General features: G+C 56.9%; 25 protein-coding genes and 2 pseudogenes. 19 read left to right on the forward strand and 8 right to left on the reverse strand.

Annotated features, from left to right (window positions below):
* Positions 1-4 precede the first annotated feature (4 nt).
* From WLO31_RS19220 to crfC, 4 genes and pseudogenes are all read right to left on the reverse strand, one after another.
* Positions 5-319: a PTS sugar transporter subunit IIB gene (locus WLO31_RS19220; protein ID WP_435928122.1), complete on the reverse strand. Its 315-nt coding sequence runs from the start codon at positions 317-319 to the stop codon at positions 5-7.
* Between the two features lie 353 nt (positions 320-672).
* Positions 673-912, reverse strand: a pseudogene (locus WLO31_RS19225) (SDR family oxidoreductase); the annotation flags it as partial.
* 182 nt (positions 913-1,094) lie between these two features.
* The gene (locus tag WLO31_RS19230; RefSeq protein ID WP_435928123.1) at positions 1,095-1,970 is read right to left on the reverse strand and encodes a diguanylate cyclase regulator RdcB family protein; all 876 of its coding nucleotides are present in this window, start codon (positions 1,968-1,970) and stop codon (positions 1,095-1,097) included.
* The gene (crfC, locus tag WLO31_RS19235) at positions 1,967-4,333 is read right to left on the reverse strand and encodes a clamp-binding protein CrfC (protein WP_435928124.1); all 2,367 of its coding nucleotides are present in this window, start codon (positions 4,331-4,333) and stop codon (positions 1,967-1,969) included. Before crfC ends, WLO31_RS19230 begins: the two co-directional genes overlap by 4 nt.
* Positions 4,334-5,131: 798 nt before the next feature.
* Here crfC and WLO31_RS19240 point away from each other — a divergent pair.
* From WLO31_RS19240 to WLO31_RS19250, 3 genes are all read left to right on the forward strand, one after another.
* Positions 5,132-5,467 carry a zinc ribbon domain-containing protein YjdM gene (locus WLO31_RS19240; RefSeq protein ID WP_435928125.1) on the forward strand — a complete coding sequence of 112 codons (336 nt, stop codon included), beginning with the start codon at positions 5,132-5,134 and terminating at the stop codon, positions 5,465-5,467.
* Positions 5,468-5,588: 121 nt separating this feature from the next.
* Positions 5,589-6,023, forward strand: coding sequence for a VOC family metalloprotein YjdN (gene yjdN, locus WLO31_RS19245; RefSeq protein WP_435928126.1), 435 nt, complete (start codon positions 5,589-5,591; stop codon positions 6,021-6,023).
* Between the two features lie 534 nt (positions 6,024-6,557).
* Positions 6,558-6,716, forward strand: coding sequence for a hypothetical protein (locus WLO31_RS19250; RefSeq protein ID WP_435928127.1), 159 nt, complete (start codon positions 6,558-6,560; stop codon positions 6,714-6,716).
* A 124-nt stretch (positions 6,717-6,840) separates the two neighbouring features.
* On the opposite strand, the gene WLO31_RS19255 is transcribed toward WLO31_RS19250, so the two are convergent.
* A complete protein-coding gene (locus tag WLO31_RS19255) occupies positions 6,841-8,055 on the reverse strand; it encodes a phospholipase effector Tle1 domain-containing protein (protein WP_435928128.1) in 1,215 nt (404 codons plus the stop codon).
* Positions 8,056-8,253: 198 nt separating this feature from the next.
* Here WLO31_RS19255 and phnC point away from each other — a divergent pair, with 198 nt between their 5' ends.
* The 14 genes from phnC (at position 8,254) to phnP (ending at position 19,366) form a co-directional block, all read left to right on the forward strand.
* Positions 8,254-9,036: a phosphonate ABC transporter ATP-binding protein gene (gene phnC / locus WLO31_RS19260; RefSeq protein WP_435928129.1), complete on the forward strand. Its 783-nt coding sequence runs from the start codon at positions 8,254-8,256 to the stop codon at positions 9,034-9,036.
* 26 nt (positions 9,037-9,062) lie between these two features.
* Positions 9,063-10,079, forward strand: coding sequence for a phosphonate ABC transporter substrate-binding protein (gene phnD, locus WLO31_RS19265; protein WP_435928130.1), 1,017 nt, complete (start codon positions 9,063-9,065; stop codon positions 10,077-10,079).
* A 162-nt stretch (positions 10,080-10,241) separates the two neighbouring features.
* Positions 10,242-11,024, forward strand: coding sequence for a phosphonate ABC transporter, permease protein PhnE (phnE, locus tag WLO31_RS19270; RefSeq protein WP_435928131.1), 783 nt, complete (start codon positions 10,242-10,244; stop codon positions 11,022-11,024).
* A gap of 297 nt (positions 11,025-11,321) precedes the next feature.
* Complete coding sequence (gene phnF, locus WLO31_RS19275) at positions 11,322-12,047, forward strand: phosphonate metabolism transcriptional regulator PhnF (RefSeq protein ID WP_435928132.1); 726 nt, start codon at positions 11,322-11,324, stop codon at positions 12,045-12,047.
* On the forward strand, positions 12,048-12,509 hold the full coding sequence (gene phnG, locus WLO31_RS19280; RefSeq protein WP_435928133.1) for a phosphonate C-P lyase system protein PhnG: 462 nt from the start codon (positions 12,048-12,050) through the stop codon (positions 12,507-12,509).
* Positions 12,506-13,090, forward strand: a complete 585-nt coding sequence (gene phnH, locus WLO31_RS19285; protein WP_435928134.1) for a phosphonate C-P lyase system protein PhnH — start codon at positions 12,506-12,508, stop codon at positions 13,088-13,090. Before phnG ends, phnH begins: the two co-directional genes overlap by 4 nt.
* On the forward strand, positions 13,090-14,154 hold the full coding sequence (locus tag WLO31_RS19290; RefSeq protein WP_435928135.1) for a carbon-phosphorus lyase complex subunit PhnI: 1,065 nt from the start codon (positions 13,090-13,092) through the stop codon (positions 14,152-14,154). Before phnH ends, WLO31_RS19290 begins: the two co-directional genes overlap by 1 nt.
* Positions 14,147-14,992 (forward strand): alpha-D-ribose 1-methylphosphonate 5-phosphate C-P-lyase PhnJ, encoded by an 846-nt coding sequence (locus tag WLO31_RS19295; RefSeq protein ID WP_435928136.1) that lies wholly within the window; start codon positions 14,147-14,149, stop codon positions 14,990-14,992. Before WLO31_RS19290 ends, WLO31_RS19295 begins: the two co-directional genes overlap by 8 nt.
* A complete protein-coding gene (gene phnK, locus WLO31_RS19300; protein WP_435928137.1) occupies positions 14,989-15,747 on the forward strand; it encodes a phosphonate C-P lyase system protein PhnK in 759 nt (252 codons plus the stop codon). The genes WLO31_RS19295 and phnK overlap by 4 nt, the downstream gene beginning before the upstream one ends.
* A gap of 8 nt (positions 15,748-15,755) precedes the next feature.
* Positions 15,756-16,460 (forward strand): phosphonate C-P lyase system protein PhnL, encoded by a 705-nt coding sequence (gene phnL, locus WLO31_RS19305; protein WP_435928138.1) that lies wholly within the window; start codon positions 15,756-15,758, stop codon positions 16,458-16,460.
* A complete protein-coding gene (gene phnM / locus WLO31_RS19310) occupies positions 16,447-17,583 on the forward strand; it encodes an alpha-D-ribose 1-methylphosphonate 5-triphosphate diphosphatase (RefSeq protein WP_435928139.1) in 1,137 nt (378 codons plus the stop codon). The genes phnL and phnM overlap by 14 nt, the downstream gene beginning before the upstream one ends.
* Positions 17,580-18,170 (forward strand): ribose 1,5-bisphosphokinase, encoded by a 591-nt coding sequence (gene phnN / locus WLO31_RS19315; protein ID WP_435930671.1) that lies wholly within the window; start codon positions 17,580-17,582, stop codon positions 18,168-18,170. Before phnM ends, phnN begins: the two co-directional genes overlap by 4 nt.
* Positions 18,163-18,630, forward strand: a complete 468-nt coding sequence (gene phnO, locus WLO31_RS19320) for an aminoalkylphosphonate N-acetyltransferase (protein WP_435928140.1) — start codon at positions 18,163-18,165, stop codon at positions 18,628-18,630. Before phnN ends, phnO begins: the two co-directional genes overlap by 8 nt.
* Positions 18,608-19,366 carry a phosphonate metabolism protein PhnP gene (gene phnP, locus WLO31_RS19325; protein WP_435928141.1) on the forward strand — a complete coding sequence of 253 codons (759 nt, stop codon included), beginning with the start codon at positions 18,608-18,610 and terminating at the stop codon, positions 19,364-19,366. The genes phnO and phnP overlap by 23 nt, the downstream gene beginning before the upstream one ends.
* Before the next feature lie 119 nt (positions 19,367-19,485).
* On the opposite strand, the pseudogene WLO31_RS19330 reads toward phnP, so the two are convergent.
* From WLO31_RS19330 to WLO31_RS19340, 3 genes and pseudogenes are all read right to left on the reverse strand, one after another.
* Positions 19,486-19,991: pseudogene (locus WLO31_RS19330) on the reverse strand (REP-associated tyrosine transposase).
* A 314-nt stretch (positions 19,992-20,305) separates the two neighbouring features.
* A complete protein-coding gene (yjdP, locus tag WLO31_RS19335) occupies positions 20,306-20,647 on the reverse strand; it encodes a DDRRRQL repeat protein YjdP (RefSeq protein WP_435928142.1) in 342 nt (113 codons plus the stop codon).
* A 298-nt stretch (positions 20,648-20,945) separates the two neighbouring features.
* Positions 20,946-23,522, reverse strand: coding sequence for an ATP-binding protein (locus WLO31_RS19340; protein ID WP_435928143.1), 2,577 nt, complete (start codon positions 23,520-23,522; stop codon positions 20,946-20,948).
* A gap of 261 nt (positions 23,523-23,783) precedes the next feature.
* Here WLO31_RS19340 and WLO31_RS19345 point away from each other — a divergent pair, with 261 nt between their 5' ends.
* Positions 23,784-25,307, forward strand: coding sequence for a sugar ABC transporter ATP-binding protein (locus tag WLO31_RS19345; RefSeq protein ID WP_435928144.1), 1,524 nt, complete (start codon positions 23,784-23,786; stop codon positions 25,305-25,307).
* Complete coding sequence (locus WLO31_RS19350) at positions 25,300-26,325, forward strand: ABC transporter permease subunit (RefSeq protein WP_435928145.1); 1,026 nt, start codon at positions 25,300-25,302, stop codon at positions 26,323-26,325. The genes WLO31_RS19345 and WLO31_RS19350 overlap by 8 nt, the downstream gene beginning before the upstream one ends.
* Positions 26,326-26,354: the final 29 nt, after the last annotated feature.

The following is a 26,354-nucleotide window of genomic DNA, read 5'->3' on the forward strand; positions in this document are numbered from 1 at the left end:
GTCCTTATTGTGCGTCTGGTAATAAAGACAGAGCGTGATCCAGCACCTTATCGCCCTGCATTGAGCCGTACTGCATCATATCGATAGCCGCTACCGGCACGCCGTGCGGGGCGGCCGCGCTGGATAAACTCTGAAGCTGAAATTTAACCTGCGGGCCAAGCAAAATAACGTCGGCTTCGGCAATTATCTGGTCGAAATCAGATACCGGCACGGCGGTAATTTCCACGGCAATATCGCGGCTGGCGGCAGACTGCTTCATTCTTTCTACTAACATGCTGGTCGACATACCCGCAGCGCAGCATAAAAAGATTTTTTTCATCGTTTCCCCTGGCATTTTTTAGCGTAGTTATCCGCAACATGCGGCAAAATATATAGTGCGGAGTGAGGGGAAAAGCGGCAAGTGAGGGACAACACAGAATTGGTTTTAATGACTGGTACTTTTGCGGCCATTAATGATATGTCACATAATTAATCATTTAAAAACAATCGGTTATTTCTGTTACTAATAACAGAAATATTACCATTTAATATCATTATTTGCGCGGCGATAAGACAAATTGAGGATAATTTTAATCGCTTAACTATATAAAGAAAAAGACATAAAAGCTGACCATGATAAATATTGTCTGGTCTTTTAGCGCTACGCCAAAATATTAACAAGGTTAAGCGGTATAAATTCCCTGCGCCGCCGACAGTGAACAATGCGCTCCCTACCGAAAAGGCAGATTCATCGGAGGCGAGAAATACCGTGGCTTTTGCCAGTTCAACCACCGTACCCGGACGGCCAATCGGCACCGGCGTGCGAAGTTTTTCGCGCAATGCTGCCGCGGTTGCGCCATTGCCTGATTTACCCGGCGCCGGAGTTTCGGCCGGGCCGGAGCTTAAGCCGTTTACACTAATCCGGGAGTGAACGCCCCTCAGGTATTCGCTGAAGCGCCGGCAGGGGCGGAATACCAGCTTACCGATTCAGGGACATCGCTGCGCCGACGCTGGATTTTTTAGCTAAGCGCATACGGGTGAATGAGACGAACATGGTGGGCTAGCGCAGAAGTCAATCAGGAGCGGTTTAGCTGGCTTCTCCTGATTGCGGCACGTTAGCTGAACACCTCATCCACCATGGCGCTACCCAGCCGCAGCGCCGAGCAAATTCTTGGCATCCCGAGCGCGATGCTTTGCCAGCTTTGCGTCACGGAATAGCTTACCGGATGCCGATCGCTGTCGCTGTTATTGCCCAGCCAAACCAGCGCATCTTTATACTCCATTAAATCCGGCACGGACGGCGTAGCCAGCCATTCGTGGTAATAATGACGCGTGCGTGGAGAAGCGTTAACGTCTTCAGCAAGGCGGCTTACCGCCTGCTCGCGCGCAAACTCAAGCAGCTGCGTTGCCCGCTCCTCGCTGCAAAGGCGCAGCGCATCACCAAACGCGCCCCAACGTAGCTCCGTGAGCGCGACATAACAGCGCCCTGCGGGGGAAAAGGCAGAATAATGCCCGGCGCGCCAGCGGGCAAAAATCTGCTCACAGTGCACCGTTCCCTGACGATACAGATCGATGCTCCGCAGCTGCTGTTCGAGCTTGTTCACCTGCCGATCGAGTAATTTCCTTAGCTGTCTTAGCTGCTCGCGCCCTTCGCTGGAGTAATAGGCCACGCGCGCCGTAGCCGTTTCCATCTGGCCGATACGCTCATATATCAGCGTTGCGGCCAGATAGCTTTTTGCCACCTTGCCGATGAGTTGTCCAAGCCAGGCAAGAGAGGCTTCCATGCTTTCGGGCGTTGCGCTATCGACTCCCCAGTAGTGCAGGCGATTCTGCCCGGCGAATTCTTCTTTAAGGCGCTGGTAAAACGCTTTGCCCTGCTGGCTGCGCCACGGATCGCGCGCCATATCAATGCCGCTGGCGAAATCAACGACAAACTTTTCAGTCATGCATTCCAGGGTCCTGACCGGACCCGCAAGTAATAAAGTGCTCATTGGTGTTCCGCCGCGAAAATCGTCTGGATATCATCCTTTAATAAACGGGTATCTTCCTGAATATACCGCGTCGTTCTTACGCATTGCAGAAGCTGGCTCTGTAGCATTTGCAACGCCTCTTCATTTTGCAAACGCGCCACCAGGCTCTGCTGGAGGTTGCTTTTTATCGCTTCCAGCGCCTGAGTAAAATCAGCAAAGAAGGAAGCCATCCCCGCCATCACGGAGATATCCACCTGCGCGACGATCGCTTTATTTAGCTGCGCCAGGAACGAGGCAACGTGGGTATGCAGCCTGCGCTGTAAATCCGGCAGAGCGATAACATAGCGGCTTTGGGTCTCCGTATGCCCTTCCCAGCCCCAGTCGTCGCTGTTCAGCCAGCGCGCCACCGCGCCACGCATTCCGTTCTGGCGACGAGGCTGCGACACAGGGATCTCCTGATGGTCGATAACGTCGTTAAAAGCGTGCTGCGCATTGAAGCTAAGCTGGCTGGCCTGGAAAACAGGCAGGCTGATATGCGCCCTGAATCCCGAGAGCGCCAGCCCGTCCGCTACTCGTTTTTCAATCGGCTTCAGCGTATCGCGTAGGGTGTTCATCAAGGAGATTTCAAGATTATTAAGCAGCTGCGTCAGCTCTTCGCTCATCGCCTGCTGGGCAGCCAGTAAAATGGTTTCGCTTGAAGCGCGTATCTTATTGAGCAACAGCCGCGCGGCCTGTTCATCGGCAACGATAATGGATTCACAACCCGCCTCAAAATCGCGGCTGCGCACGGCGGTGAGTTTGAACGATTGTCGTGCAATCTCCTCATGCACCTTTCCCTGCTGGAAATAGTCGTCGATATCCGTCTTAATTCGTTTTTCGTAGCGATTGACGAATTCCGCAATGCCGCTGACCGCTTTTTCAACGTCGGTGCGAATAATACGGCTGATATCCTGCTGGCTGGACTGCAGCAACGACAGATCGTCCTCCAGCAGGCGAATATTGCTCTGCAACTTTTCGTTGGCCACCTGCAGCCCCTGACAGCGGAAGCTAAGGTACTCTTCCGCTCCCTGAGCATAATTAAGCAGCTTCTGCGCCGCCGCGCGAAGCGTATACATGGAAGCGTTGGCATGGGCGGCATGCAGAATAGTCTTCACCGGGGAGTCGAACATCGAATCTTCCCACAGCAGATCGGCGGCATGACGAATATGATCGATATCGGCAAGATCTGAACTGCGCCAGCGACGACCCAGAGCGGCCTCAGCAAAATCCTGTACCCAGCGCTGCTCCTGTGGATCGGGCAGCTGGCCGTGCTCAGCCAGCTCGAAACGCGCCCGGTTTGCAAGATAGCCCCACATGGAAGAGACCGGAAATACATGGTCCGTCTCAATAGTGCCTTTCATTAGCGTACCGGAGATCAGCGCCTTAACCTGATCCTCATCGTCACTGTTGCGATCTTTTTGATCGAACTTGTTCACCAGCACGTAAAGCGGCACTGATTTGCCGGCCCCCAGAATCGCCCGGCGCACGTCCTCATCGGATATTGATTTCAGTTGGGTGTAATCCAACACCGCCAGCACGGCCGAAGCCTGAGAAAGCTGTTCCTGCAGCATTTTTTGCAGATGAGGCTGCCCCGCCTCGTTTGGCCCCGGCGTATCCAGCAGCGTAAGCTGCCCGGATCCTTTTTGCATGCCCACCAGATGAATAAACTCCACCTCGATGACCGGCACATGCTCAATAGCGGCATAGGCCTTAAACGGGAAAGGAACCTCAAGCACGCCGGACAGACGCACCAGGTCGTTGAGGCTTTTCAGACAATGGAAAATGGGTTGGGCGCCAAGATAATGCTTCTCGAAGGTGCCGCCGCGAGCGATACGTATCAGCAGCTCGTCCATATCCCGATCGATTTCCAGTTGCTGCATAAGCGCTTCACGATCGATCTCTTTTAATTTCTGCTGCAGCTCCCCCATCAGCGCTTCAATGGGTACAACATGCGGGAAATGGAGTATCGGTTCACGCTGGCCCGGCGTATGACGAATAAGCGTCGGCAGCGCTGTCATCGGCCGGTTACGGTTTGGCAGTACCTCGGTGCCAATAATGGCGTTTATGGTCGTTGATTTACCTGCCTTCATGGTGCCGACAATAGCCAGCACCATTTCATGCTGGGTAATTTTACGCAGCTCGTTTTGCAACATGGCCTGCTGAGAGTTAATACCGCGGGCGCTGAATTGCAGGGGAACAACGGGCGCCACGGCACGCAGGCTATTTAAAGTTTGCTCGTTTTGTGTCGCGAACGGCACTGCTTTTAATGCATTCAGGTTCTGTAAGGCGAGCTGTAATAGCCGCTCAGTCTCCTGACTTAATTCGAAGATTGTTTGCGTGTGCATAAAAAATGTTTCCTTAACTCAAATTATCCGGTTTTTATAAGAGCATTATTTTTTGTCCTAATGCTGTACCGGCTTTTATAATTACGTGAGGAAAATATTTTATTGTCCAATATCGCGCCAGAATCATTCTGGCTTTTAAATGTAGTCGCCAGCCCTGCGATAAAATAAGCATTACATGGGTAGTCCGGGGCATAAATGTCCCGACCAGGGTTTCTAATGGTTTGATTTAGCTCTATATCTGTGTTTTGGTGTGATTACCCTTTGCACCCAATAATTTCCAGATACCCTGGCGAGTGGCCAGAGAGTATGGTGCCACACAGCGTAGCGCATTTTTGTAGATAAACCGACAATAGCGTCAGGAATCTAACAGATTATTTAAAACTTAAAAATGGCTATTTAACGCCGGGCTATTTTCATATTCATACTCCAAAAACAATCAATCAGGAATAGATCGCAGATAAATAATTGCCTGCAGATCTTTATAACGTTCCAGAGATAAACCGCAGCGGGTCCTGCGCGTTTTGCCAGGGGCCGCAGATCGTTTACGTTCTGACGCCTGTAGCCATGCCTCTGGCTATTCAATCCTACCCCCGGCAGGTGACAGGAGGCGTCAGCGCAACAAGTTTTTTGTTTCGCAAACCGCTATTGCAGGCCCGACGGCCAGCCCTTTCCGAATCCCCTACAAAAATAAGGATGTTGTGTATAATACCGGTACTTTTTGGCGGTTCACCGCGATTTTCTCTGAAATGCCTGTTTTAAAGGTATTTCTAATTTTTATCCCTTTTTGAGGTTAACGCTATGCAACTCCCTCATTGCCCACAATGCAATTCCGAGTACACCTATGTAGACAACGACATGTTCGTTTGCCCGGAGTGCGCACACGAATGGAATGACGCTGAGCCGGCGTCTGATGCGGATCGGCTGATTGTCAAAGATGCCAACGGTAACCTGCTGGCGGACGGCGACAACGTGACGATAGTGAAAGACCTGAAGGTAAAAGGCAGCTCTTCTATGCTGAAAATCGGTACCAAAGTTAAAGGGATCCGTCTGGTCGAAGGCGACCATAACATCGATTGTAAAATTGATGGTTTTGGCCCAATGAAGCTGAAATCCGAGTTTGTGAAGAAAAACTAAGGAATTACTGTTCTCCACCCTCTCCGGAGAGAGGGTAAAATCTTCCGCCTTTCCGTCTGGCTTGCCCGTGCGTCCGCAACTACACTTCTTCTGTATTCTGCATACAAAAGAGGAATGACTGATGTCTGTTAGCCCCTATATTTTTTTTGACGGTACCTGTGAGGAAGCGATCGCTTTTTACCAACAGGCTATTGGCGCGCAGCTGCTTTTTAAAATGACCTTTGGTGAAATGCCAAACGATGAAGCGTCCCCGGAAGAGTGCGCCAGCGATTTTAACTGGGCGGACGATAAAATCATGCATGCCAACGTTCGCATCGGTGACCGTGAAGTGATGATGAGCGACGGAAATATGTGTGCGGATAGAGTTAAACACACCGGTTATGCGTTAAGCCTTGCGACCGGAGATGTAGCGGAAGGGCAGCGCTGGTTTGACAATCTGGCAGAAGGTGGGGACGTAACGATGCCGTGGGGCGAAACGTTTTGGGCCGAAGGGTTCGGTATGTTAACGGATAAATACGGCATTCCCTGGATGATAAACGTCGCAAAACCCGTGTAACTTGCCTCACCCACCGAGCGTTAAGGCTTGCTAAGCGAGCCTTAAACCCTGCCCTGCTTAAAGCTCGCCGGATAAAACCCTTTCTTTAATTCACTTTTTATATTTTGTCGCATTAGTAATAATCACTGCTGTAATGATTATTATTTCAGGAAATTCGGGCAACCTCGCTGTTTAAACCTGAGGCTAAATCATCCTGAGGCGAAAATAATATGGCGTACCGCCCTGAAGAGAGTTTTTATATTTAAAAAGGATAGCGCAATGCAGCTGCGCCCTTTGGTTACGGATATTGAATATATTCCGCACGACAACGCCACATAATGCCTGCTACCGATCGCAATAGTCATATTACTTATGCTAATGCCAGGCTTACCGATACCAGCGGATTTACCCGTCATGCGTTAATTAAGCAGCCTCATAATGTGGTGCGCGCCTGGATATGTCTAAACCGATATTCGTGATATGCGGAGAGCGTTAAAAAAGGGACGCCTGATAAAAAACGGTTTAAAAATGGCGATTATTATTGGATGCACGTAAATGAACGCGGGTCACAGGAAGGGCTGCCGCTTCTGGCGTGGTCTGTCGGTACGCCGCAGTACAGGCCATGATTTCTCCCTTTTCAAAATCCTGGCGCTACGCGGGCATAGTCGCAACCTGCCGCTCGCGCTTCTGCCTTTTACCGCGCTGGCGCTCTGACTAATGGAGCTTAAGGGACTGCCAACGGCAGGTCTGGTCGGCATTAATACTGCGCTATTTTTCATTACTTTATTTTGCCTGGGGCTACACATTTCCCGTCCGATGGAAAAACGGCCAGCAGGCGCTAGCGCGATACTGCCCACTCCCTCGGCGCCTCCCAGGGCGTACGGAAATAGCGCTGTAAAGAGCGCGGGGTGTAGCTGCCTGTCAGCCATTCTCCGTTGTCCGCGGATTGATACGGCAGCAACGATCCTCCCTTCAGACGTTCGACCGCCGAGTGGTGAATCATCATGGAGGAGGTAAGGGGTGCGGGCAATTGTCGGGGCGCGATGCGCTGCCAGGTCGTGGGCGGAAACCATTCGCAGTGCAAACGCCCGAGAGGGTCGGCAATCATTTCGCTGTGCAAAAGGTGCATACCCAGATCGTCGAGCGCGTCATGCAGCCACAAATAAGCGCCATTCGATAGCCCGCATTCTCCTGCAAAGCAGTTGTAGCCGCCTCCCACGTCGTGATGAATACCGGGGAACATGACCTGAACGATGCGATCCCGGTTATCCCATACCGCGGGCGCCAAATCGCCACGCTGCTCGTCTATGGCGATGGCCTGCAAACCATATTTTACCTGGGGATGAAGCTCGTTATTACTGAAGCGGAAAACGCTCGTCCGCTGGTCGTTAAAATATTCAGGTATTCCCAGATGCCCTACCGTTTCCCATACCGCCACGGCCTCAACGGGCACGCCGGTCGTCATGCAGGCGGGGTCCACGCTGTTGTAAAAAAACACCGGAAAATCTCTTAGCACCGCCCCAAGCAGGTTACCGCTTACTCCGGCCGTCTGCGCCCGGTGCTGCGCCCAGACGGCCGACGCCAGCCGCCAGCACTCTTCTTTGTTCCGCTCGTCGAGTCGTAACCTGTCCCGGTTTAACAATCCCTTATCTATTATTAAATTAGCCAGCATGCGCGCCGCCCAGGCGCCCTGACTGAACCCGACCAGATAGATACGGTCGCCCGGCTGCCAGTGGCGGCTGATAAAGGTATAGCCGCGCACAACGGGCGTAATAAAGCTGGCGCCGAACGTGCCGCCCAGCAGCTTCACAAAGCTGTTGTGCGGATCGCCTGCGCCATAAATATACTTTGCGACCTGCGCCACATCCCCGCTGCCGTCAATCCAGCTTTTTTCCTGTTCATTCGCCAGCAGCAGGCTTTGTTTATCCACCAGCCCCTTCATATCGATAAACAGCTGATAGACGTTGCTGACGGCCGCAATTTTTTCCACCCGCTCTGCAAAACCCGGGGCCACCCACGCCCCGTCCGCACAAAAAATTATATTTTTGCTCATTGTTTATGCTTCCCCAGAGATGTCCCTATAGCAAACGCAAAAACAGGGCTCGCGACAATACGACAAATAGCTGATTAGTCAGGAGACTTTACGTTAGCCGCCACTGCCCGCGTACTCTTCATCTTTTCGAAACCTGGATTTAACAAAAAAGACACATTGCCCCGGCACCATAAGGCAACTTTTCGAGGAGGCGAAGTGATGCAAACGATTATCCGCGTCAACAAACTGAGCAAAACTTTTAACCAACGTCAGGCGCTGTGCGCGGTGGATCTGGCGGTGAATGAAGGTGAGATGGTCGCTCTGCTGGGGCCGTCCGGTTCAGGCAAATCCACCCTCTTACGTCACCTGAGCGGTTTGATTACTTCTGATAAGGCATCGGAAAGCCATGTCGAACTGCTGGGCCGCACGGTACAAAAGGCGGGCCGTCTGGCGAGCGATATCCGCAAAAGCCGCGCCCATACCGGCTACATCTTCCAGCAGTTCAACCTGGTGAACCGCCTGACGGTGCTGGAAAACGTGCTGACCGGCGCGCTGGGCACCACGCCGTTCTGGCGCACCTGCTTTAACTGGTTTACGCGCGAACAAAAGCAGCGTGCGTTACAGGCGCTGACCCGCGTCGGCATGGCGCAGTTTGCTTATCAGCGCGTCTCCACCCTGTCCGGCGGGCAGCAGCAGCGCGTGGCGATTGCCCGGGCGCTGATGCAGCAGGCGAAAGTCATTCTTGCCGATGAGCCGATTGCCTCGCTCGACCCGGAATCCGCACGCATCGTGATGGACACCCTGTACGACATTAACCGTCTGGACGGCATTACCGTCGTGGTGACGCTGCATCAGGTGGAGTACGCCCTGCGCTACTGCGAACGCATCGTTGCGCTGCGTCAGGGCCATGTGTTTTACGACGGCAGCAGCTCGGCGTTCGACAGCGAACGGCTGGGAAATCTCTATCGCAGCATGGCCCGCGTCGATGCGGTCGCTGCTTAACACTTTTATCGACTCAAGGAACTGTCATGAGCTACAAAGCCGTTAAGGCCCTCGCCTTTACCAGCCTGTTAAGCGTCAGCGCCCTGTTCAACGCGGCCCACGCGGATGAACAAGAGAAAGCCCTCAACTTCGGCATCATCTCCACCGAATCCCAGCAAAACCTCAAACCGCAGTGGGACCCGTTCTTGAAAGATATGGAAAAAAAGCTGGGTATGAAGGTGAACGCTTTCTTCGCGCCGGACTACGCGGGAATCATCCAGGGCATGCGCTTTAACAAAGTGGATATCGCCTGGTACGGCAACCTGTCCGCCATGGAAGCGGTGGATCGCGCCAACGGGCAGGTCTTTGCGCAAACCGTAGCGGCGGACGGATCGCCGGGCTACTGGAGCGTGCTGATCGTCAACAAAGACAGCCCGATCAATAGCCTGAGCGACATGCTGGCGAAGCGTAAAGATCTGACCTTCGGCAACGGCGACCCTAACTCCACCTCAGGTTATCTCGTCCCCGGTTACTACGTGTTTGCCAAAAACAACGTAGCCGTGAGCGACTTCAAACGCTCGGTGAACGCCAACCACGAAACCAACGCGCTGGCCGTCGCTAACAAGCAGGTGGACGTGGCGACCAACAATACCGAAAACATGGATCGTTTAAAGATCACCGCGCCGGAAAAGTTTAAGGATCTGAAGGTTATCTGGAAGTCCCCGCTGATCCCGGGCGATCCGATCGTCTGGCGTAAAAACCTTTCTGAAGCCACCAAAGATAAAATTTATGACTTCTTTATGTCCTACGGCAAAACCCCGGAAGAGGCGCAGGTGCTTAAAGGCCTGACGTGGGCGCCGTTCCGCCCGTCCAGCGATCTGCAACTGGTGCCGATTCGCCAGCTCGCGCTGTTTAAGCAAATGCAGGGCGTAAAGGACAACAAAGGGCTGGATGAAAAAGAGAGAACCAGCAAGGTGACGGCGCTGCAAAACCAGCTAAGCGATTTGGATCGCCTGACCGCCGCGCTGACCGCGATGAGCAGCGTGAATAAAGCGGTGCAGTGAAAACCACTCTCGCCCTGGGAAAGAGAGCCGGGGCGAGAGCGAAACTGATTCAGAACAATTTGTAGGTCGGGTAAGCGTAGCGCCACCCGACAAGTACGGTGGATGGCGCGTTATTCATCCACTCGACGAACTTTGCCGATTCACGAGTAAACGGAGCAACTCATGCAACAAACCATCCAGATCGCTGTCCCGAAGCGAAGCTGGTTCTCGCAGCTATGCTGGGCGATTTTACTGGCCGTTTTGCTGGTCTCCTGGCAGGGTGCGGAGATGGCGCCGCTCACTCTGTTCCGCGACGCGGGCAACATGGCGACCTTCGCCGCCGACTTCTTCCCGCCGGATTTCAGCCAGTGGCAGGTTTACTTAAGCGAAATGGGCGTCACGCTGCAAATCGCCGTCTGGGGCACCGCGCTGTCCATCATTCTCTCCATTCCCTGCGGCCTGATGTGCGCCGACAACCTCGTTCCCTGGTGGGTTTACCAGCCGATGCGCCGCCTGATGGACGCCTGCCGCGCCATCAACGAAATGGTGTTTGCGATGCTGTTCGTGGTGGCCGTTGGGCTTGGGCCTTTTGCCGGCGTGCTGGCGCTGTTTATCCATACCACCGGCGTGCTCTCCAAGCTGCTCTCAGAAGCGGTGGAAGCCATTGAACCCGGCCCGGTAGAGGGCATTCGCGCCACCGGGGCCAGCAAGCTTGAAGAAATTATCTACGGCGTGCTCCCGCAGGTAATGCCGCTGCTTATCTCCTACTCGCTCTACCGCTTTGAATCGAACGTCCGTTCGGCAACGGTGGTGGGCATGGTGGGCGCGGGCGGGATCGGCGTCACGCTCTGGGAGGCCATACGTGGGTTCCAGTTCCAGCAAACCTGCGCGCTGATGATCGTCATTATCATCACCGTCAGCCTGCTGGATTTCCTGTCGCAGCGTCTGCGCAAACATTTTATATGACGGGAAAGGCGGCTGCATGAAACACGGCAAAAGCGGTGGATGGCACTGCGTTTATCCACCCTACGGCTCACCTGGTTTTGTAGCTCGGGTAAGCGTCGCGCCACCCGACAATTACGGTGGATGGCACTGCGTTTATCCACCCTACGGCTCATTTGATTTTGTAGGTCGGGTAAGCGTCGCGCCACCCGACAATGACGGTGGATGGCACTGCGTTTATCCACCCTACGTCTCATTTGATTTTGTAGGTCGGGTAAGCGTAGCGCCACCCGACAGAAGCTAACCTGAGGAGCGACTGAAATGCACTTGTCCAGACATCCGACCAGCTACCCGACGCGCTACCAGGAAATCGCCGCCCTGCTTGAGCAGGAGCTACGCAAAAACTACCGCTGCGGCGACTATCTGCCCGCGGAGAGCCAGCTTGCGGCGCGTTTTGCGGTGAACCGCCACACGCTGCGCCGCGCCATCGATCAGCTCGTCGATAAAGGCTGGGTACAGCGCCGCCAGGGCGTGGGCGTGTTAGTCCTGATGCGCCCGTTCGATTACCCGCTTAACGCCCAGGCGCGCTTTAGCCAGAACCTGCTCGACCAGGGCAGCCACCCCACCAGCGAACGCCTGCTGGCGGTACTGCGCCCAGCTTCCAGCCACGTTGCCAACGCGCTGGGCGTAAACGAGGGCGAGGACGTTATTCATCTGCGCACCCTGCGACGCGTGAACGGTATCGCGGTGTGCCTTATCGACCATTACTTCGCCGACCTCTCCTGGTGGCCTGCGCTGCAGCAGTTCCACAGCGGCTCTCTGCATGACGTCATTCAGGCGCAGCTCGGCATCTCTCTCAAACGCACGCAAACCCGCATCAGCGCCCGCCGCGCGCAGGCCAAAGAAAGCCGCCTGCTGGAGATCCCAAACATGGCGCCGCTGCTGTGCGTGCGCACCCTTAACCATCGCGAAGGCGGGGCAAACCCGGCGGAATATTCCGTCAGCCTGACCCGCGCCGACATGATCGAATTCACCATGGAGCACTAAATGGACGCAACGCAATTTGACATCGTACAGCGCCAGCAGTGGATGGCCGTGCTCGCCCACTGCGAACCGCAAGAGCTGGCCAGCCGCTGGGAAGCTTTGAAACTTAAACCCGCCTATCAGGTTATCCGCCAGCCGGAAACGGGCCTGGTGCAGATTCAGGCGCGTATGGGCGCAACCGGACAACGCTTTTTTGCGGGCGACGCCACGCTAACCCGCGCCGTGGTACAGCTCGACAACGGCATTTACGGCTACAGCTACTTATCAGGGCGCGACAAAGCCCACGCCGAGCGCTGCGCGGTTATCGACGCGCTGATGCAGGACCAAACGCATTTTCAGACCTTACAGGAAACCTTAATTGCGCCGCTGGCTGCAAACCGGGAACAGCGCCTGGCCAAACGCCGCGCCGAGGTGAACAGCAGCCGCGTCGACTTCTTTACTCTGGTTCGCGGAGATAACGCATGACCCTGATGACCGCTTTTACCCTGCCCGTGCAGGATGCCCAACAGAGCTTTCGCCGCCTGCTGAAAGCGATGAGCGAGCCGGGCGTTATCGTCGCCCTGCATTCGCTCACCCAGGGCTGGGAGCCGCTGAACGTCGCCTCCACCAGCGTGCTGCTGACGCTTGCCGACAACGATACGCCGGTGTGGATAAGCGAGACGCTAAAAAGCGAAGCCACCGCGCAGAACGTCCGTTTTCATACGAATGCGCCCCTTTGCCCGACGCCAGAACAGGCACAGTTCGCTTTCGCCGGCGAGACGATTTCTGCCGACGAACTTAATGCCCTGGCACAGGGGACCGACGTTGCGCCTGACACCAGCGCCACGCTGATTCTGCAGGTCAGCAGCCTGAGCGGAGGCCGCATGCTGCGCCTGACGGGCGCGGGTATTCGTGAGGAACGCATGATTGCTCCGCAGCTGCCAGAGTGCGTGATCCATGAGCTGACCGAGCGCCCGCATCCGTTCCCGCTGGGCATTGATTTAATCCTTACCTGCGGCGACCGCCTGCTGGCGATCCCCCGCACCACGCATGTGGAGGTGTGCTGATGTATGTCGCCGTTAAAGGGGGAGAAAAAGCGATTGCCGCCGCCCACGCCCTGCAGGAACACAGCCGCCGCGGCAGCCAGAAGCACCCCGAAATTAGCGTCGCGCAAATCGAACAGCAGCTGGGCCTGGCGGTGGATCGCGTGATGACCGAAGGCGGCATTGCCGACCGCGAGCTGGCGGCGCTTGCCATCAAGCAGGCCAGCGGCGATATGGTGGAGGCCATCTTCCTGCTGCGCGCCTGGCGCACCACCCTGCCGCGCCTTGCCGTAAGCGTTCCGCTGGATACGGCGAAGATGCGCCTGGAACGCCGTATTTCGGCAACCTATAAAGATGTTCCCGGCGGGCAGCTGCTCGGCCCGACTTACGATTACACCCATCGCCTGCTGGATTTCACTCTGCTGGCGAACGGCGAGGCTCCGGCTCTGAAAACCAGCGACGACGGTGCCGAACCCGCGCCGCACGTCTTCAGCCTGCTGGCTAAGCAGGGGCTTGCGAAAGCCGAAGAAGATAACGGCGAGCGGCCGGACGATATCACCCGCCAGCCGCCGGTTTATCCCTGTTCCCGCTCGTCACGCCTGCAGCAGCTGGTGCGCGGCGACGAAGGCTACTTGCTGGCGCTGGCCTACTCCACCCAGCGCGGCTATGGCCGCAACCACCCGTTCGCCGGAGAAATTCGCAGCGGCTACGTTGATATCGAAATCGTGCCGGAAGAGCTGGGTTTTGCGGTAAACGTCGGCGAACTTCTGCTGACGGAATGCGAAATGGTCAACGGTTTCGTCGCCCCCGATGACGAAGCGCCGCACTTTACGCGCGGCTACGGGCTGGTGTTCGGCATGAGTGAACGCAAAGCGATGGCGATGGCGCTGGTAGATCGCGCCTTACAAGCGCCGGACTACGACGAAAACGTAGCCGGCCCGGCGCAGGACGAAGAGTTTGTGCTGGCGCATGCGGACAACGTCGAGGCCGCCGGTTTCGTCTCGCACCTCAAGCTGCCGCACTACGTCGATTTCCAAGCCGAGCTGGAACTGCTTAACCGCCTGATCAAGGAGCGCGAAAATGGCTAATCTGAGCGGCTATAACTTCGCTTATCTGGACGAGCAAACCAAACGCACGCTGCGCCGCGCCATCCTGAAGGCCGTAGCGATCCCGGGCTACCAGGTGCCGTTCGGCGGCCGTGAAATGCCGATGCCCTACGGCTGGGGAACGGGCGGCATCCAGATTACCGCAAGCGTGATTGGCGAAGCCGACGTGCTGAAGGTTATCGACCAGGGCGCGGATGACACCACCAACGCCGTCTCGATCCGTAATTTCTTTAAGCGTGTAACCGGCGTAAACACCACCGAGCGCACGGAAGATGCCACGCTTATCCAGACGCGTCACCGCATCCCGGAAACGCCGCTGACGGAAGATCAGATCCTGATTTATCAGGTGCCGATCCCCGAACCTCTGCGCTTTATCGAACCGCGTGAAACGGAAACCCGCACCATGCATGCCCTCGAAGAATACGGCGTGATGCAGGTGAAGCTGTACGAAGATATCGCCCGTTTCGGCCATATCGCCACGACTTATGCCTACCCGGTGAAGGTGAACGGGCGCTACGTGATGGACCCGTCGCCCATTCCGAAATTCGATAACCCGAAAATGAACATGATGCCCGCGCTGCAGCTGTTCGGCGCCGGACGCGAAAAGCGCATTTACGCGGTGCCGCCGTTTACCCGCGTGGAAAGCCTCGATTTTGACGATCATCCGTTTACCGTTCAGGAGTGGGATCGGCCCTGCGCCATCTGCGGCTCGCGCCACAGCTACCTGGACGAAGTGGTGCTCGACGACGAGGGCAACCGCATGTTCGTCTGCTCCGACACCGATTTCTGCCGCCAGAACAGCGAGGCCGCTTCCCAATGACTCAACCCTTACTTTCGGTCAATAACCTGACCCACCTGTACGCGCCCGGCAAAGGTTTCAGCGACGTGTCGTTTGAACTGTATCCCGGAGAAGTGCTCGGCATCGTCGGCGAATCCGGTTCCGGGAAAACCACGCTGCTGAAGGCGATTTCCGCTCGTCTCGCACCGCAACACGGCGAGGTGATGTACCTCGACGCTTCGTTGTACGGCATGAGCGAAGGCGAACGCCGCCGTCTGCTGCGCACCGAGTGGGGCGTGGTGCATCAACATGCGATGGACGGACTGCGCCGCCACGTTTCTGCCGGCGGTAATATCGGCGAGCGCTTAATGGCGACCGGCGCGCGCCATTACGGCGATATCCGCGCCACCGCCAGGCACTGGCTTGAAGAAGTGGAAATCCCCGCCTCGCGCATCGACGATCTGCCGACGACGTTTTCCGGCGGCATGCAGCAGCGCCTGCAAATCGCCCGTAACCTGGTCACCCACCCAAAGCTGGTGTTTATGGACGAGCCAACCGGCGGACTGGACGTGTCCGTGCAGGCGCGTCTGCTTGACCTGCTGCGCGGCCTGGTACGCGAGCTGAACCTGGCGGTGGTGATCGTTACCCATGATTTGGGCGTGGCGCGCCTGCTGGCCGACCGCCTGCTGGTGATGAAGCAGGGTCAGGTGGTGGAAAGCGGGCTGACGGACCGCGTGCTGGACGATCCGCACCATCCTTACACCCAGCTGCTTGTTTCTTCGGTCCTTCAGAATTAGGTGAGCGCATGACCAGACTACGGGTAGAAAACCTGAGCAAAACCTTTGAGTTACACCATCAGCACGGCATCCGTTTGCCGGTGCTGGCGAATGCAGCGCTTGAAGTGAAATCGGGGGAATGCGTGGTGCTGCACGGCCATTCCGGCAGCGGAAAATCCACCCTGCTGCGCTCGCTGTACGCCAACTATCTGCCGGATGAAGGCCATATCTGGGTCAGGCAAGGCGACGAATGGCTGGATATCGTCAAGGCCCCGGCGCGCGACGTGCTGGCGGTGCGCCGCCGGACCATCGGCTGGGTGAGCCAGTTTTTGCGCGTCATCCCGCGTATTTCCGCGCTGGAAGTGGTGATGCAGCCGCTGCTGGATCTGGGCGTGCCGCGTGAGGAGTGCGCGGCAAAAGCCTCCGCTTTGTTAACGCGCCTGAACGTGCCGGAACGGCTCTGGAGCCTTGCGCCCTCTACGTTTTCCGGCGGCGAACAGCAGCGCGTGAATATCGCCCGCGGCTTTATCGTCGATTACCCGATTTTGCTGCTTGATGAGCCAACCGCCTCGCTGGATGAGAAAAACAGCGCCGCCGTGGTGTCGCTGATCCTTGAGGCAAAGGCGCGCGGTGCGGCGGTGGTGGGCATCTTTCACGACGAGGCGGTGCGTAACCAGGTAGCGGATCGTCTGCATTCTATGGCTGCGGTGGAGGCACAACATGATTCTCAATAACGTCAGGCTGGTGCTGGAAAACGAAGTGGTTAACGGCTCGCTGGAGGTGGCCGATGGGGTTATTCGCAACTTTGCCGACAGCCCGAGCCGGCTTCCGCAGGCGCAGGACGGCGAAGGCGGCTGGCTGCTGCCGGGGCTTATCGAACTGCATACCGATAACCTGGATAAATTCTTTACCCCGCGCCCGAAGGTGGACTGGCCTGCCCATTCCGCCATGAGCAGCCACGACGCGCTGATGGTGGCAAGCGGTATTACCACCGTGCTGGACGCGGTGGCGCTGGGCGACGTGCGCGACGGCGGCGACAGGCTGGAAAACTTAGAGAAGATGATTAACGCGGTGATGGATAGCCAGCAGCGCGGCGTGAACCGCGCCGAGCACCGTCTGCATCTGCGCTGCGAGCTGCCGCATCACACAACGCTGCCGCTGTTCCGGCAGTTAATCGACCGCGGCGGCGTCTCGCTGGTTTCGCTGATGGATCACTCTCCGGGCCAGCGCCAGTTCTCCAACCTCGTTAAGTATCGCGAATACTACCAGGGCAAATACCAGCTCAACGATGCGGAAATGAACCATTACGAGGCCGATCAGCTGGCGCTTGCGGAACGCTGGTCGCAGCCGAACCGCCTGGCGATTGCCGCCGAGTGCCGGGCGCGCGATATCGCCCTTGCCAGCCACGATGACGCCACCGCCGCGCACGTTGCGGAATCGCACGAGCTGGGCAGCGTGATCGCCGAATTCCCGACCACGCTTGAAGCGGCGCAGGCTTCTCGTCAGCACGGGCTGAGCGTGCTGATGGGCGCGCCGAATATCGTCCGTGGCGGCTCGCATTCCGGGAACGTGGCGGCGCATCAGCTTGCGCAGGTTGGCCTGCTGGATATCCTCTCTTCCGACTATTACCCGGCGAGCCTGCTGGACGCCGCCTTCCGCGTGGCGCACGACGAGGCCAACGGCTTTACGCTGCCGCAGGCCGTGGCGCTGGTTACGCGCAACCCTGCCAAAGCGTTGCATCTGGATGACCGGGGCCTGCTGGCGGAGGGCAAACGCGCGGATATGGTGCTGGCGCACCAGCATGGCGATCATATCCGCGTCGGTCACGTCTGGCGGCAGGGAGTGCGGGTGTTCTGATGAGCAAACTGGTCTGGTTGATGGGGCCGTCCGGCTCCGGGAAGGACAGCCTGCTGACGGCGCTGCGCCAGCAGGAACATAATCAGCTGCTGGTCGCGCACCGCTATATCACGCGCGACGCGGATGCGGGCTGTGAAAATCACATCTCCCTGAGCGCAAAGGAGTTCGCTCAGCGCCAGCGGCAGGGGTTGTTCGCCCTGAGCTGGCAGGCGCACCATCAAAGTTACGGCATCGGCGTGGAGCTGGATATCTGGCTGGAGGCCGGGTTCGACGTGGTGGTGAACGGCTCGCGCCAGCATCTTAAGCAGGCTCGAGAACGCTACGGCAGCGCTCTTGTACCCATTTGCCTGCATGTTTCAACGGAAGTATTACGCCAGCGGCTGGAGCAGCGCGGGCGGGAAACGCCGCAGCAAATCGAACAGCGCCTGCAGCGGGCGGCGATCTCAGCCCCGGATCTGGACCTTTGTCTGGTACTCAATAACGACGGCAGTCTGCTACAGTCTGTCGAGTCGTTTATGCGATTAGTGAACGGCCAGCGCAATGCCAACATCGTCCACTTCCGACCAAAGGAGCCTCGCCATGTCTGATACCGTTCAATTTCGCCGCGCCACCCTTGCCGATAGCGACATCGTCTATGCTCTGATTTGCGAGCTAAAACAGGCGGAGTTTGACCGGCAGGCGTTTAATGTCGGCTTTGCGGCTAATCTTGAAGATCACAACTTACGCTACCAGCTTGCGCTTGTTAACGATGAGGTTGTCGGCATGATTGGCCTGCATATGCAGTTCCATCTCCATCATGCGAACTGGATTGGCGAGATTCAGGAGCTGGTGGTGATGCCGCAGGCGCGCGGCCACGGCGTGGGCAGCAGGCTGCTGGCCTGGGCGGAAGAGCAGGCGCGCATAGCCGGAGCGGAGCTGACGGAGCTTTCCACCAGCAAAGGAAGGCTGAACGCTCATCGTTTCTACGAGCGCGAAGGCTATCAGCAGACCCATTTCCGGTTTACCAAACCCGTGGAGACACTGAATGAGCCTCAAGCTAACCCTTAGCGGCACCGGCGGCGCGCAGTTAGTCCCGGCCTTTGGCTGCCGCTGTGCCGCCTGCGAGCGCGCCCGCAACGATCCACAATATCGCCGTAAACCCTGCAGCGCGGTGGTGAAGTTTAACGATGCGGTGACGCTGCTGGACGCGGGCATGCCGGATCTGATGGATCGCTGGCGGCCGGAAGACTTTCAGCAGTTTTTACTGACGCATTATCATATGGATCACGTGCAGGGCCTGTTTCCTCTGCGCTGGGGAGTGGGCAGGAAGATCCGCGTCTATGGCCCGCCGGACGAACAAGGCTGCGATGACCTCTTTAAGCATCCCGGCATGCTGGATTTCAGCCATACGCTTGAGCCGTTTGTCTGGTTTACCCTACAGGCCCTGCGCGTCACTCCGCTGCCGCTTAACCATTCGAAGCTCACCTTCGGTTATCTCTTCGAAACGCCCCACAGCCGCGTGGCATGGCTAAGCGATACCGCAGGATTACCGGAAAAGACGCTGAAGTTTCTGGCAAACAACAAACCGCAGATTATCGTTATCGACTGCAGCCACGAGCCGCGCCCTGAAACGCCGCAAAACCATTGCGATTTAAACACGGTGATAGCGCTAAACGAGCAAATCGGCTGCCCGCGCGTGATCCTCACGCATATCGGCCACCGGTTCGACTGCTGGATGATGGAGAACGAATTACCTACTGGATTTGAGGCCGGGTTTGACGGGCTGGAGATTTGTGTGGATTAAACCGGTTCTATGTCGGATGGCGCTACACTTACCCGTCCTACAGCTGCCGATGTGATTGTAGGGTGGATAAGCGCAAGCGCCATCCACCTGTCGCCATCCACCTGCCACCATCCACCACATCATCTGCGCTCGCCGGTATTCAAACCCTCTGGCTCCCCTGCCCAATCCGCCGGATATATCCCTCTCTTAACTTCCCGATGAAACGATGAGAAAGGCCAGTCGCTGACCTTATCCACCAGTCCGTGCTTCAGCGGATTGATATAGATGTAATTCATATGGGCTGCGTAATCCTGTTCACTTCTAATACAATGCTCCCAAAAGCGTTTTTGCCAGACAGGACGCGCCGCGTAAGTCAGCGATTTAGTGAAGGATTTTTTCATTTCCCGCCAGCGGGCGGAATAATCGCTGTCCCCGGCCGGAAGCGTCCAGATACAGTGCATATGGTCGGGTAAAACCACCCATGCGTTTATCCTGAAGGGATAGCGCAGCTTAACCTTTTGGATAGCCTGCCTCAGGTCGACGAGATGACGAGATGACGAGTGAGTAAATCACTATGACGATCGAAAAGATTAACGGTGAAAAACCAGGTTCCTCCCGGAACGTAAGAGCGGCGATAGTTCGGCATGTTGTGTTTCCTTGCGAAATTGTCGGATGGCGCTGACGCTTATCCGACCTACAAATCTCCAGATTTGCGTGGAATATGTCGGGTTTATGTCGGATGGCGCTGACGCTTATCCGACCTACAAATCTCCAGATTTGTGTGGAATATGTCGGGTTTATGGCGGATGGCGCTACGCTTACCCGACCTACAGCTGCCGACGTGTTTGTAGGGTGGATAAGCGCAAGCGCCATCCACCGGCTTGCCCCGAACATATCATGATTAATAAACAACGCCCGGCGGGCTTTAAAACCTCCGAACACGCCTCGCAAATATAAAACTCACCGATACTCATCATCCAGACGGCGTTCGTCGTCTTCAAGCTGCCGACGCTGTTCATCCAGCTGCCGCTGCTGCTCGTCGAGCTGGCGGCGACGATCCTCTAACTGCCGATGCCGGTCTTCATAGCGTCGCCTGTCTTCTGAACCGCTCTGCCGGTCTTCCTCATCCCAGCGGCGATCGTCATTATCGCTTCGGCTGTCGTCCGGGTTGTAAGCGTCGTTTATCGCCTGCGAAACAGAATTCTCGATAGAGTTATCGAACAGACCGTCGAGCGCGTCGGCGTGAGCGAACGTTGTCATGGTCAGTGCGCTAAGCAGCAGCGCGGTAGAGTATCGGTTCATAAGCCAGTCTCAAGGGGTGACTGACGGTAGCCTATGCAAGCTACGGAACCTGCGACAGCGGAGTATTCCCAAACGCAACGCAAGTCAGCCCCTCTTTGCAGAGGGGCTAAGTCCTTGCTACAGGATAATTAATGAGGTGCATAGTAATGAATGAGGCGGCTTAAGATATATTTCGGATCCCGCCCGCTTCCTCCTGGTTCGCTGGAAGGGGCTTTCTATTAATGTCTGCTTCCTGAGGCCGAGTCAATTGTTTGCGGATGACCTTTTTGCGGATTTGGAATCCAGATTACGTATTGCGCTAGCCCGCCCGATGCGGCTGCCACGCGCGACGCAAAGCGTGGGCCAGCTGCACCTGATTAAAGGGTTTGCGGAGCAGTTCCACGTCGGGCAGCTGCTGCCCGCTGCGGCGCAAATCCTGCCCGCTTATCAGCAGCAAAGTCAGATGAGGGGAGTGCTCGCGGGCGTACTGTAAGACCTCCGCACCGCTCATATTTCCCGGCAGCATTAAATCGCTTATTACGATGCTGATATCCGGCACGTCGGTCAGCATCTGCAGCGCTTGCTGGCTGTCGCTGGTCTCCAGCGTCAGATAGCCTAGCTGGTGCAGCTGCTCGCATAGCGTCTGACGCACGTCGTGTTCATCTTCCAGCACCAGCACCAGCTGATCCTGATACTCATTGGCGGCGGGCGCCTGCGGCTGCGTCTGTCTTAGCGCCTGCGCGGGCGCGCGAGGAAGCTGCAAGCGCACCAGCGTGCCCTGTCCCGGCGCGCTTTCAATCTGTACGCGCCCGCCGGACTGGCGCACGAACCCATAGACCATCGACAGGCCCAGTCCGCTTCCGCTGCCGGTCTGTTTAGTGGTGAAGAATGGCTCAAACACCTGGGCTTTTACCGCCGGTGACATGCCCTGGCCGGTGTCGATCACTTCCAGCGCGACCATATCCTGTTTACCTCCGTCGGCGCGCACCACGCGCTGGTTCCAGGTGCGAATTTTTATGCTGCCAGCCAGGCCCTCCATCGCGTCGCGGGCGTTCATCACCAGGTTGATAATCGCGTTTTCCAGCTGGTTGACGTCGATCCACGCAGGCCAGGCGGGCTGCTGCGCTTCAATCTCAAGCGTCAGCGAAGCGGGCAAAGAGTGGCGGATTAGCGGATCGAGATTCTCCAGCAGGCTTTTCATCGCCACGGCGTGCGGATGGAGCGACTGCTTGCGCGAAAACGCCAGTAGGCGTTGAGTGAGCTGCGCGCCCCGCTCGGCGGCCTTTAATGAACGGTTGATACGCGCGGCATCCGGCGAATCCGCTGGAATCAGCTCAAGGCTGCCAATGATGACCGCCAGCAGGTTATTGAAATCGTGAGCAAGCCCGCCGGTTAACTGCCCTACCGCTTTCATCTTCTGGCTATGCACCAGCGCCTCCTCAAGCGCTTTGCGCTCGCTGCGATCCAGCACCACGTTCACCATGCCGCGTCCGGGCACGGGGCTGAAACGCAGCTCGATGGTGCGATTATCCGCCAGCCGCAGCTCCTGCGGCTTCGGCCACGGGCGCGAGAGATTTTCCAGAATATGCTCCTGCAGCGGCGTGACCTGCCTGAGCAGGCCGAGATAGTGCTGTCCGCGCTGCAGCTTTTCCGGCGCTAAGCCCAGCAGCAGCGGATACTGTGGATTCCACACCACCAGAAAACCCTCGTTATCAAACAGCGCAAAGCCGTCGCGCATGGCGTGGAAGGTGGTTTCCAGCTGCGTGCTTTTTTCTTTCAGCAATTTCGAGGTATGTTCCAGAGAGGTGGTATTGCGCGCAAAAACGTTGAACGCGCGCGCCAGCTCGCCAAGTTCATCCCGGCGTTGCAATGCGGGTACGCTGACATCCCGTTCCCCTCTCGCCAGCCGGGCCATAGCGTGAGAAATCGCCGTCAGATTCGAGCCAAGGTTTTTATAGATATACCAGCCCGCGAAGCCGGTTATCACTATCGCCAGCAAAGCAAACAGACCGATAAAGAAGATGATGGATTGCAGATCCCTGTGGCTTTGCTCGGTGCGGTTAAGCGACTCCTGCGCCACCTTCTGCACGTAAAGGTTGATGTCCTGATTAAGAAACGCCACCAGCGCTTTGATGTGATACATAAACCAGGCGATGCCCAAATCGCTGTTCGCGAGCCGCTGGGAGAGCGGCAGCAACTGTCGCAAGTGCGCATTGAACTCCTGCAATATCTCATTGATAACCGGCGAATCAGCGTGGGCTGGCAGTAGCGCCATCACCTCAGTCAACTGCGCGACGGTGGCCTTTGGCGAGGGCGTTTGAATGGCGATCAGAATAAGCCTGTCCATCTCCGCAAGAAGCGCCCCGTTCGGCACGTTCAGCCCGTCACGGGCGTTGATATCCTGAATATGGTGCAGATAGCTCTGGTTCTGATAGAGCGCGCTTAGCAGGTCGTTCCGTTCCAGGTGACGAAGATGGCCCAGCTCCAGCATCTGCGTCACGCTGCTCTCCAGTTCGTTGCTGCGATCGGTAATGCGTTTGACCAGTTCCGGCTCATGGCCGGCAAGCGGAGCTTTTGCCAGATGATTCAGCGAGTTTTGCAACTCCAGCTGCGTTTGCTTCAGTCGCGCCGCTTCGCTTTGGTATTCGAGCGCGCCGACAACCTGCGTCAACCGCACGGCGGCAGTAGCGACGTTCGCCGTATCCCTCGCCAGTTCCATGCTGCCGGACATGTCGCTGAGCGTTTGCCCCTGAACCTGCTCCTGCAGGCGGCTGGCGTGTTCAAAACCCAGCACCGCCACGCCACAAACCATCAGCGTCACCGCCACCACCAGCAGGTTGAAGAACAGCAGGCGGCCACGTGCGCTTGCGAAGAAGGGTATGCGGGGTTGCGGCATCGGTGGCTCCAGTTCCAGCGTGCGGGGCGGATAAGCGCAAACATCATTCGCCTTCTGACGAATGAGCGGTGGATGGCGCGTTGCTTATCCACCCTACAGTTCTAGTTGCATCGCGGCGGCAGGGAAATCAATCCATCACGGGAATGTGACAGCGGTTAACTATTCATGAATATGACAAATATGAACGGCTTCTGACATTTTGCATTTACCAACGGGTGGTTGACTGGCATCACTCGCTTTTTCACCCGCAGGAGTCGCGCCATGAGTAAAGTGCCCATTCTGGAGATGCGCAACATTGCCAAATCTTTTGGCAAGTTTTATGCGCTTAAAGGCGTCGACCTGACGGTGTTTCCCGGTGAAATTCACGCGCTGATGGGGGAGAACGGCGCCGGGAAAAGTACCCTGATGAAGATCCTCGCAGGCGCCTATACCGCCACCAGCGGAGAAATTTTGATTGACGGCCAGCCCTGGAGTATCAAGGGGCCAAAAGACGCGCTGAGCGCCGGCATTACGCTGATTTACCAGGAGATGCAGCTCGCCCCGAACCTCACCGTGGCAGAAAATATCTTCCTCGGCAGCGAGCTTTCGCGTGCGGGTCTGGTGCAGCGCAAAGAGATGGTGATGCAGGCGCAGACGGTGATCAACCGCCTCGGGGCGCAGTTTAAGGCCAGCGATCTGGTCATGAAGCTCACCATCGCCGAGCAGCAGCAGGTTGAGATTGCCCGCGCGCTACACCGCAACAGCCGTATTTTAGTTATGGATGAGCCCACCGCGGCGCTCTCTTCACGTGAAACACACCGCCTGTTCGAGCTGATCATGCGCCTGCGCGATGAGGGCATGGCGATTATCTACATCAGCCATCGCATGGCCGAGGTGTATGAATTATCAGACCGGGTCAGCGTGCTGCGCGACGGCCAGTACGTCGGCAGTCTGACTCGCGAAAAGCTTAACGCCAGTGAACTAGTGCGCATGATGGTGGGCCGCCCGTTAAGCGATCTGTTTAATAAAGAACGGGATATTCCGCTGGGTGATACGCGTCTGAATATCCATCGCCTGACGGACGGCGGCAAAGTGCATCCGGTGAGTCTGCAGGTGCGTTCCGGCGAAATCGTCGGCCTTGCTGGATTGGTCGGCGCCGGGCGCTCCGAACTCGCGCAGCTTATTTTCGGCGTACGCAAAGCGACAGGCGGGACGATAGAGATCGACGGCAAGCCGGCCAACATCCATTCACCTCGGGAAGCTATTCGCCTCGGCATTGGCTTTCTTACCGAAAACCGCAAAGAACAGGGCCTGTTTCTGGAGCTCGCGGCGCAGGACAACATTACGATGGCGACGCTTGAGCGCGACGCGCGATACGGCTGGCTGGATCGCAAAAAAGCGCAAACCATTTCCGACGATGCCATCAGCCTGCTGAATATTCGCGTGCCTCATGCTCAGGTGCGGGCCGGCGGGTTATCCGGCGGGAATCAGCAAAAGCTGCTGATCTCGCGCTGGGTGGCAATCGGCCCGCGCATTTTGATCCTCGATGAACCGACCCGCGGCGTGGACGTCGGCGCGAAAAGCGAGATCTACCGGATCATGAGCCAGATGGCGAAACAGGGCGTGGCGATCCTGATGATCTCCAGCGAGCTGCCGGAAGTGGTCGGGATGAGCGACCGGGTGTATGTGATGCGCGAAGGCAGCATCGCAGGCGAGCTGCGCGGCACGGACATTACACAAGAAAGCATCATGACGCTGGCAACCGGCGTGGAAGATGCCCACAACAAGGCGGTTAACCATGGCTAATACAATTGATCCACGCAAAAACGCGCCGGCAGCGGACACGCCGCAGCAGGTGGCGAAATCCGCCTCGCTGAAAAAAGCGCTCTTCGGCGATTTGCTGCAAACCATAGGTATTTTGCCGATTCTGGTGCTTATCATCGCCGTTTTCGGCTTTATCGCGCCAAACTTTTTCACCGAGTCGAACCTGCTGAACATCGCCCGCCAGTCGTCCATCAATATCGTGCTGGCGGCGGGCATGACGTTCATTATTTTGACCGGCGGGATCGACCTTTCCGTTGGCTCGATTCTTGGCACCACGGCGGTGACGGCGATGGTCGTTTCGCTGATGCCGGGCTGGGAATCGTTATCGATTCCCGCCGCGCTGATGATGGGCACCGGGCTTGGGCTGTTTAACGGCATGCTGGTGGCCTGGGCGGGATTGCCGCCGTTTATCGTCACGCTTGGCACCTATACCGCCCTGCGCGGCGCGGCTTACTTGTTGGCCGACGGCACCACGGTGATTAACTCCAATATCAATTTTGAGTGGATCGGCAACTCGTATCTCGGCCCGATCCCGTGGCTGGTGGTGATCGCGCTGGCGGTGATCGTGGTGTGCTGGTTCATCCTCAGACGTACCACGCTTGGCGTTCATATCTACGCGGTTGGCGGCAACATGCAGGCGGCGCGTCTTACGGGCATCAAAGTATGGATGGTTCTGCTGTTCGTTTACGGCATGAGCGGCCTGCTTTCCGGGCTTGGCGGGGTGATGAGCGCCTCGCGGCTGTACAGCGCCAACGGCAACCTCGGTATGGGCTACGAGCTGGACGCCATCGCCGCGGTCATTCTCGGCGGCACCAGCTTTGTGGGCGGCATCGGCACCATCACCGGCACGCTGGTCGGCGCGCTGATTATCGCCACGCTTAACAACGGCATGACGCTGATGGGCGTCTCATATTTCTGGCAACTGGTGATCAAAGGGGCGGTGATCATCATTGCGGTGCTGATAGATAAATACCGTACCCGTCACCATCAAAGTGCATAACAAAAAACACCCTACACAGGAGATATGCC

The organism is Dryocola sharpae (assembly GCF_051307055.1).
Taxonomy (GTDB): Bacteria; Pseudomonadota; Gammaproteobacteria; order Enterobacterales; family Enterobacteriaceae; genus Dryocola.

Excerpts from the sequence above, each read along its gene's own strand:
- WLO31_RS19220 (WP_435928122.1), bottom strand. The coding sequence starts at position 319 with ATGAAAAAAATCTTTTTATGCTGCGCTGCGGGTATGTCGACCAGCATG.
- WLO31_RS19350 (WP_435928145.1), top strand. The coding sequence starts at position 25,300 with ATGGCTAATACAATTGATCCACGCAAAAACGCGCCGGCAGCGGACACG.
- WLO31_RS19295 (WP_435928136.1), top strand. The coding sequence starts at position 14,147 with ATGGCTAATCTGAGCGGCTATAACTTCGCTTATCTGGACGAGCAAACC.
- WLO31_RS19240 (WP_435928125.1), top strand. The coding sequence starts at position 5,132 with ATGCAACTCCCTCATTGCCCACAATGCAATTCCGAGTACACCTATGTA.
- WLO31_RS19290 (WP_435928135.1), top strand. The coding sequence starts at position 13,090 with ATGTATGTCGCCGTTAAAGGGGGAGAAAAAGCGATTGCCGCCGCCCAC.
- crfC (WP_435928124.1), bottom strand. The coding sequence starts at position 4,333 with ATGCACACGCAAACAATCTTCGAATTAAGTCAGGAGACTGAGCGGCTA.
- phnO (WP_435928140.1), top strand. The coding sequence starts at position 18,163 with ATGTCTGATACCGTTCAATTTCGCCGCGCCACCCTTGCCGATAGCGAC.
- phnD (WP_435928130.1), top strand. The coding sequence starts at position 9,063 with ATGAGCTACAAAGCCGTTAAGGCCCTCGCCTTTACCAGCCTGTTAAGC.
- yjdP (WP_435928142.1), bottom strand. The coding sequence starts at position 20,647 with ATGAACCGATACTCTACCGCGCTGCTGCTTAGCGCACTGACCATGACA.
- phnM (WP_435928139.1), top strand. The coding sequence starts at position 16,447 with ATGATTCTCAATAACGTCAGGCTGGTGCTGGAAAACGAAGTGGTTAAC.
- WLO31_RS19345 (WP_435928144.1), top strand. The coding sequence starts at position 23,784 with ATGAGTAAAGTGCCCATTCTGGAGATGCGCAACATTGCCAAATCTTTT.
- phnE (WP_435928131.1), top strand. The coding sequence starts at position 10,242 with ATGCAACAAACCATCCAGATCGCTGTCCCGAAGCGAAGCTGGTTCTCG.
- WLO31_RS19230 (WP_435928123.1), bottom strand. The coding sequence starts at position 1,970 with ATGAGCACTTTATTACTTGCGGGTCCGGTCAGGACCCTGGAATGCATG.
- phnF (WP_435928132.1), top strand. The coding sequence starts at position 11,322 with ATGCACTTGTCCAGACATCCGACCAGCTACCCGACGCGCTACCAGGAA.
- phnC (WP_435928129.1), top strand. The coding sequence starts at position 8,254 with ATGCAAACGATTATCCGCGTCAACAAACTGAGCAAAACTTTTAACCAA.
- phnH (WP_435928134.1), top strand. The coding sequence starts at position 12,506 with ATGACCCTGATGACCGCTTTTACCCTGCCCGTGCAGGATGCCCAACAG.
- yjdN (WP_435928126.1), top strand. The coding sequence starts at position 5,589 with ATGTCTGTTAGCCCCTATATTTTTTTTGACGGTACCTGTGAGGAAGCG.
- phnK (WP_435928137.1), top strand. The coding sequence starts at position 14,989 with ATGACTCAACCCTTACTTTCGGTCAATAACCTGACCCACCTGTACGCG.
- WLO31_RS19255 (WP_435928128.1), bottom strand. The coding sequence starts at position 8,055 with ATGAGCAAAAATATAATTTTTTGTGCGGACGGGGCGTGGGTGGCCCCG.
- WLO31_RS19250 (WP_435928127.1), top strand. The coding sequence starts at position 6,558 with ATGAACGCGGGTCACAGGAAGGGCTGCCGCTTCTGGCGTGGTCTGTCG.
- phnG (WP_435928133.1), top strand. The coding sequence starts at position 12,048 with ATGGACGCAACGCAATTTGACATCGTACAGCGCCAGCAGTGGATGGCC.
- phnP (WP_435928141.1), top strand. The coding sequence starts at position 18,608 with ATGAGCCTCAAGCTAACCCTTAGCGGCACCGGCGGCGCGCAGTTAGTC.
- phnL (WP_435928138.1), top strand. The coding sequence starts at position 15,756 with ATGACCAGACTACGGGTAGAAAACCTGAGCAAAACCTTTGAGTTACAC.
- WLO31_RS19340 (WP_435928143.1), bottom strand. The coding sequence starts at position 23,522 with ATGCCGCAACCCCGCATACCCTTCTTCGCAAGCGCACGTGGCCGCCTG.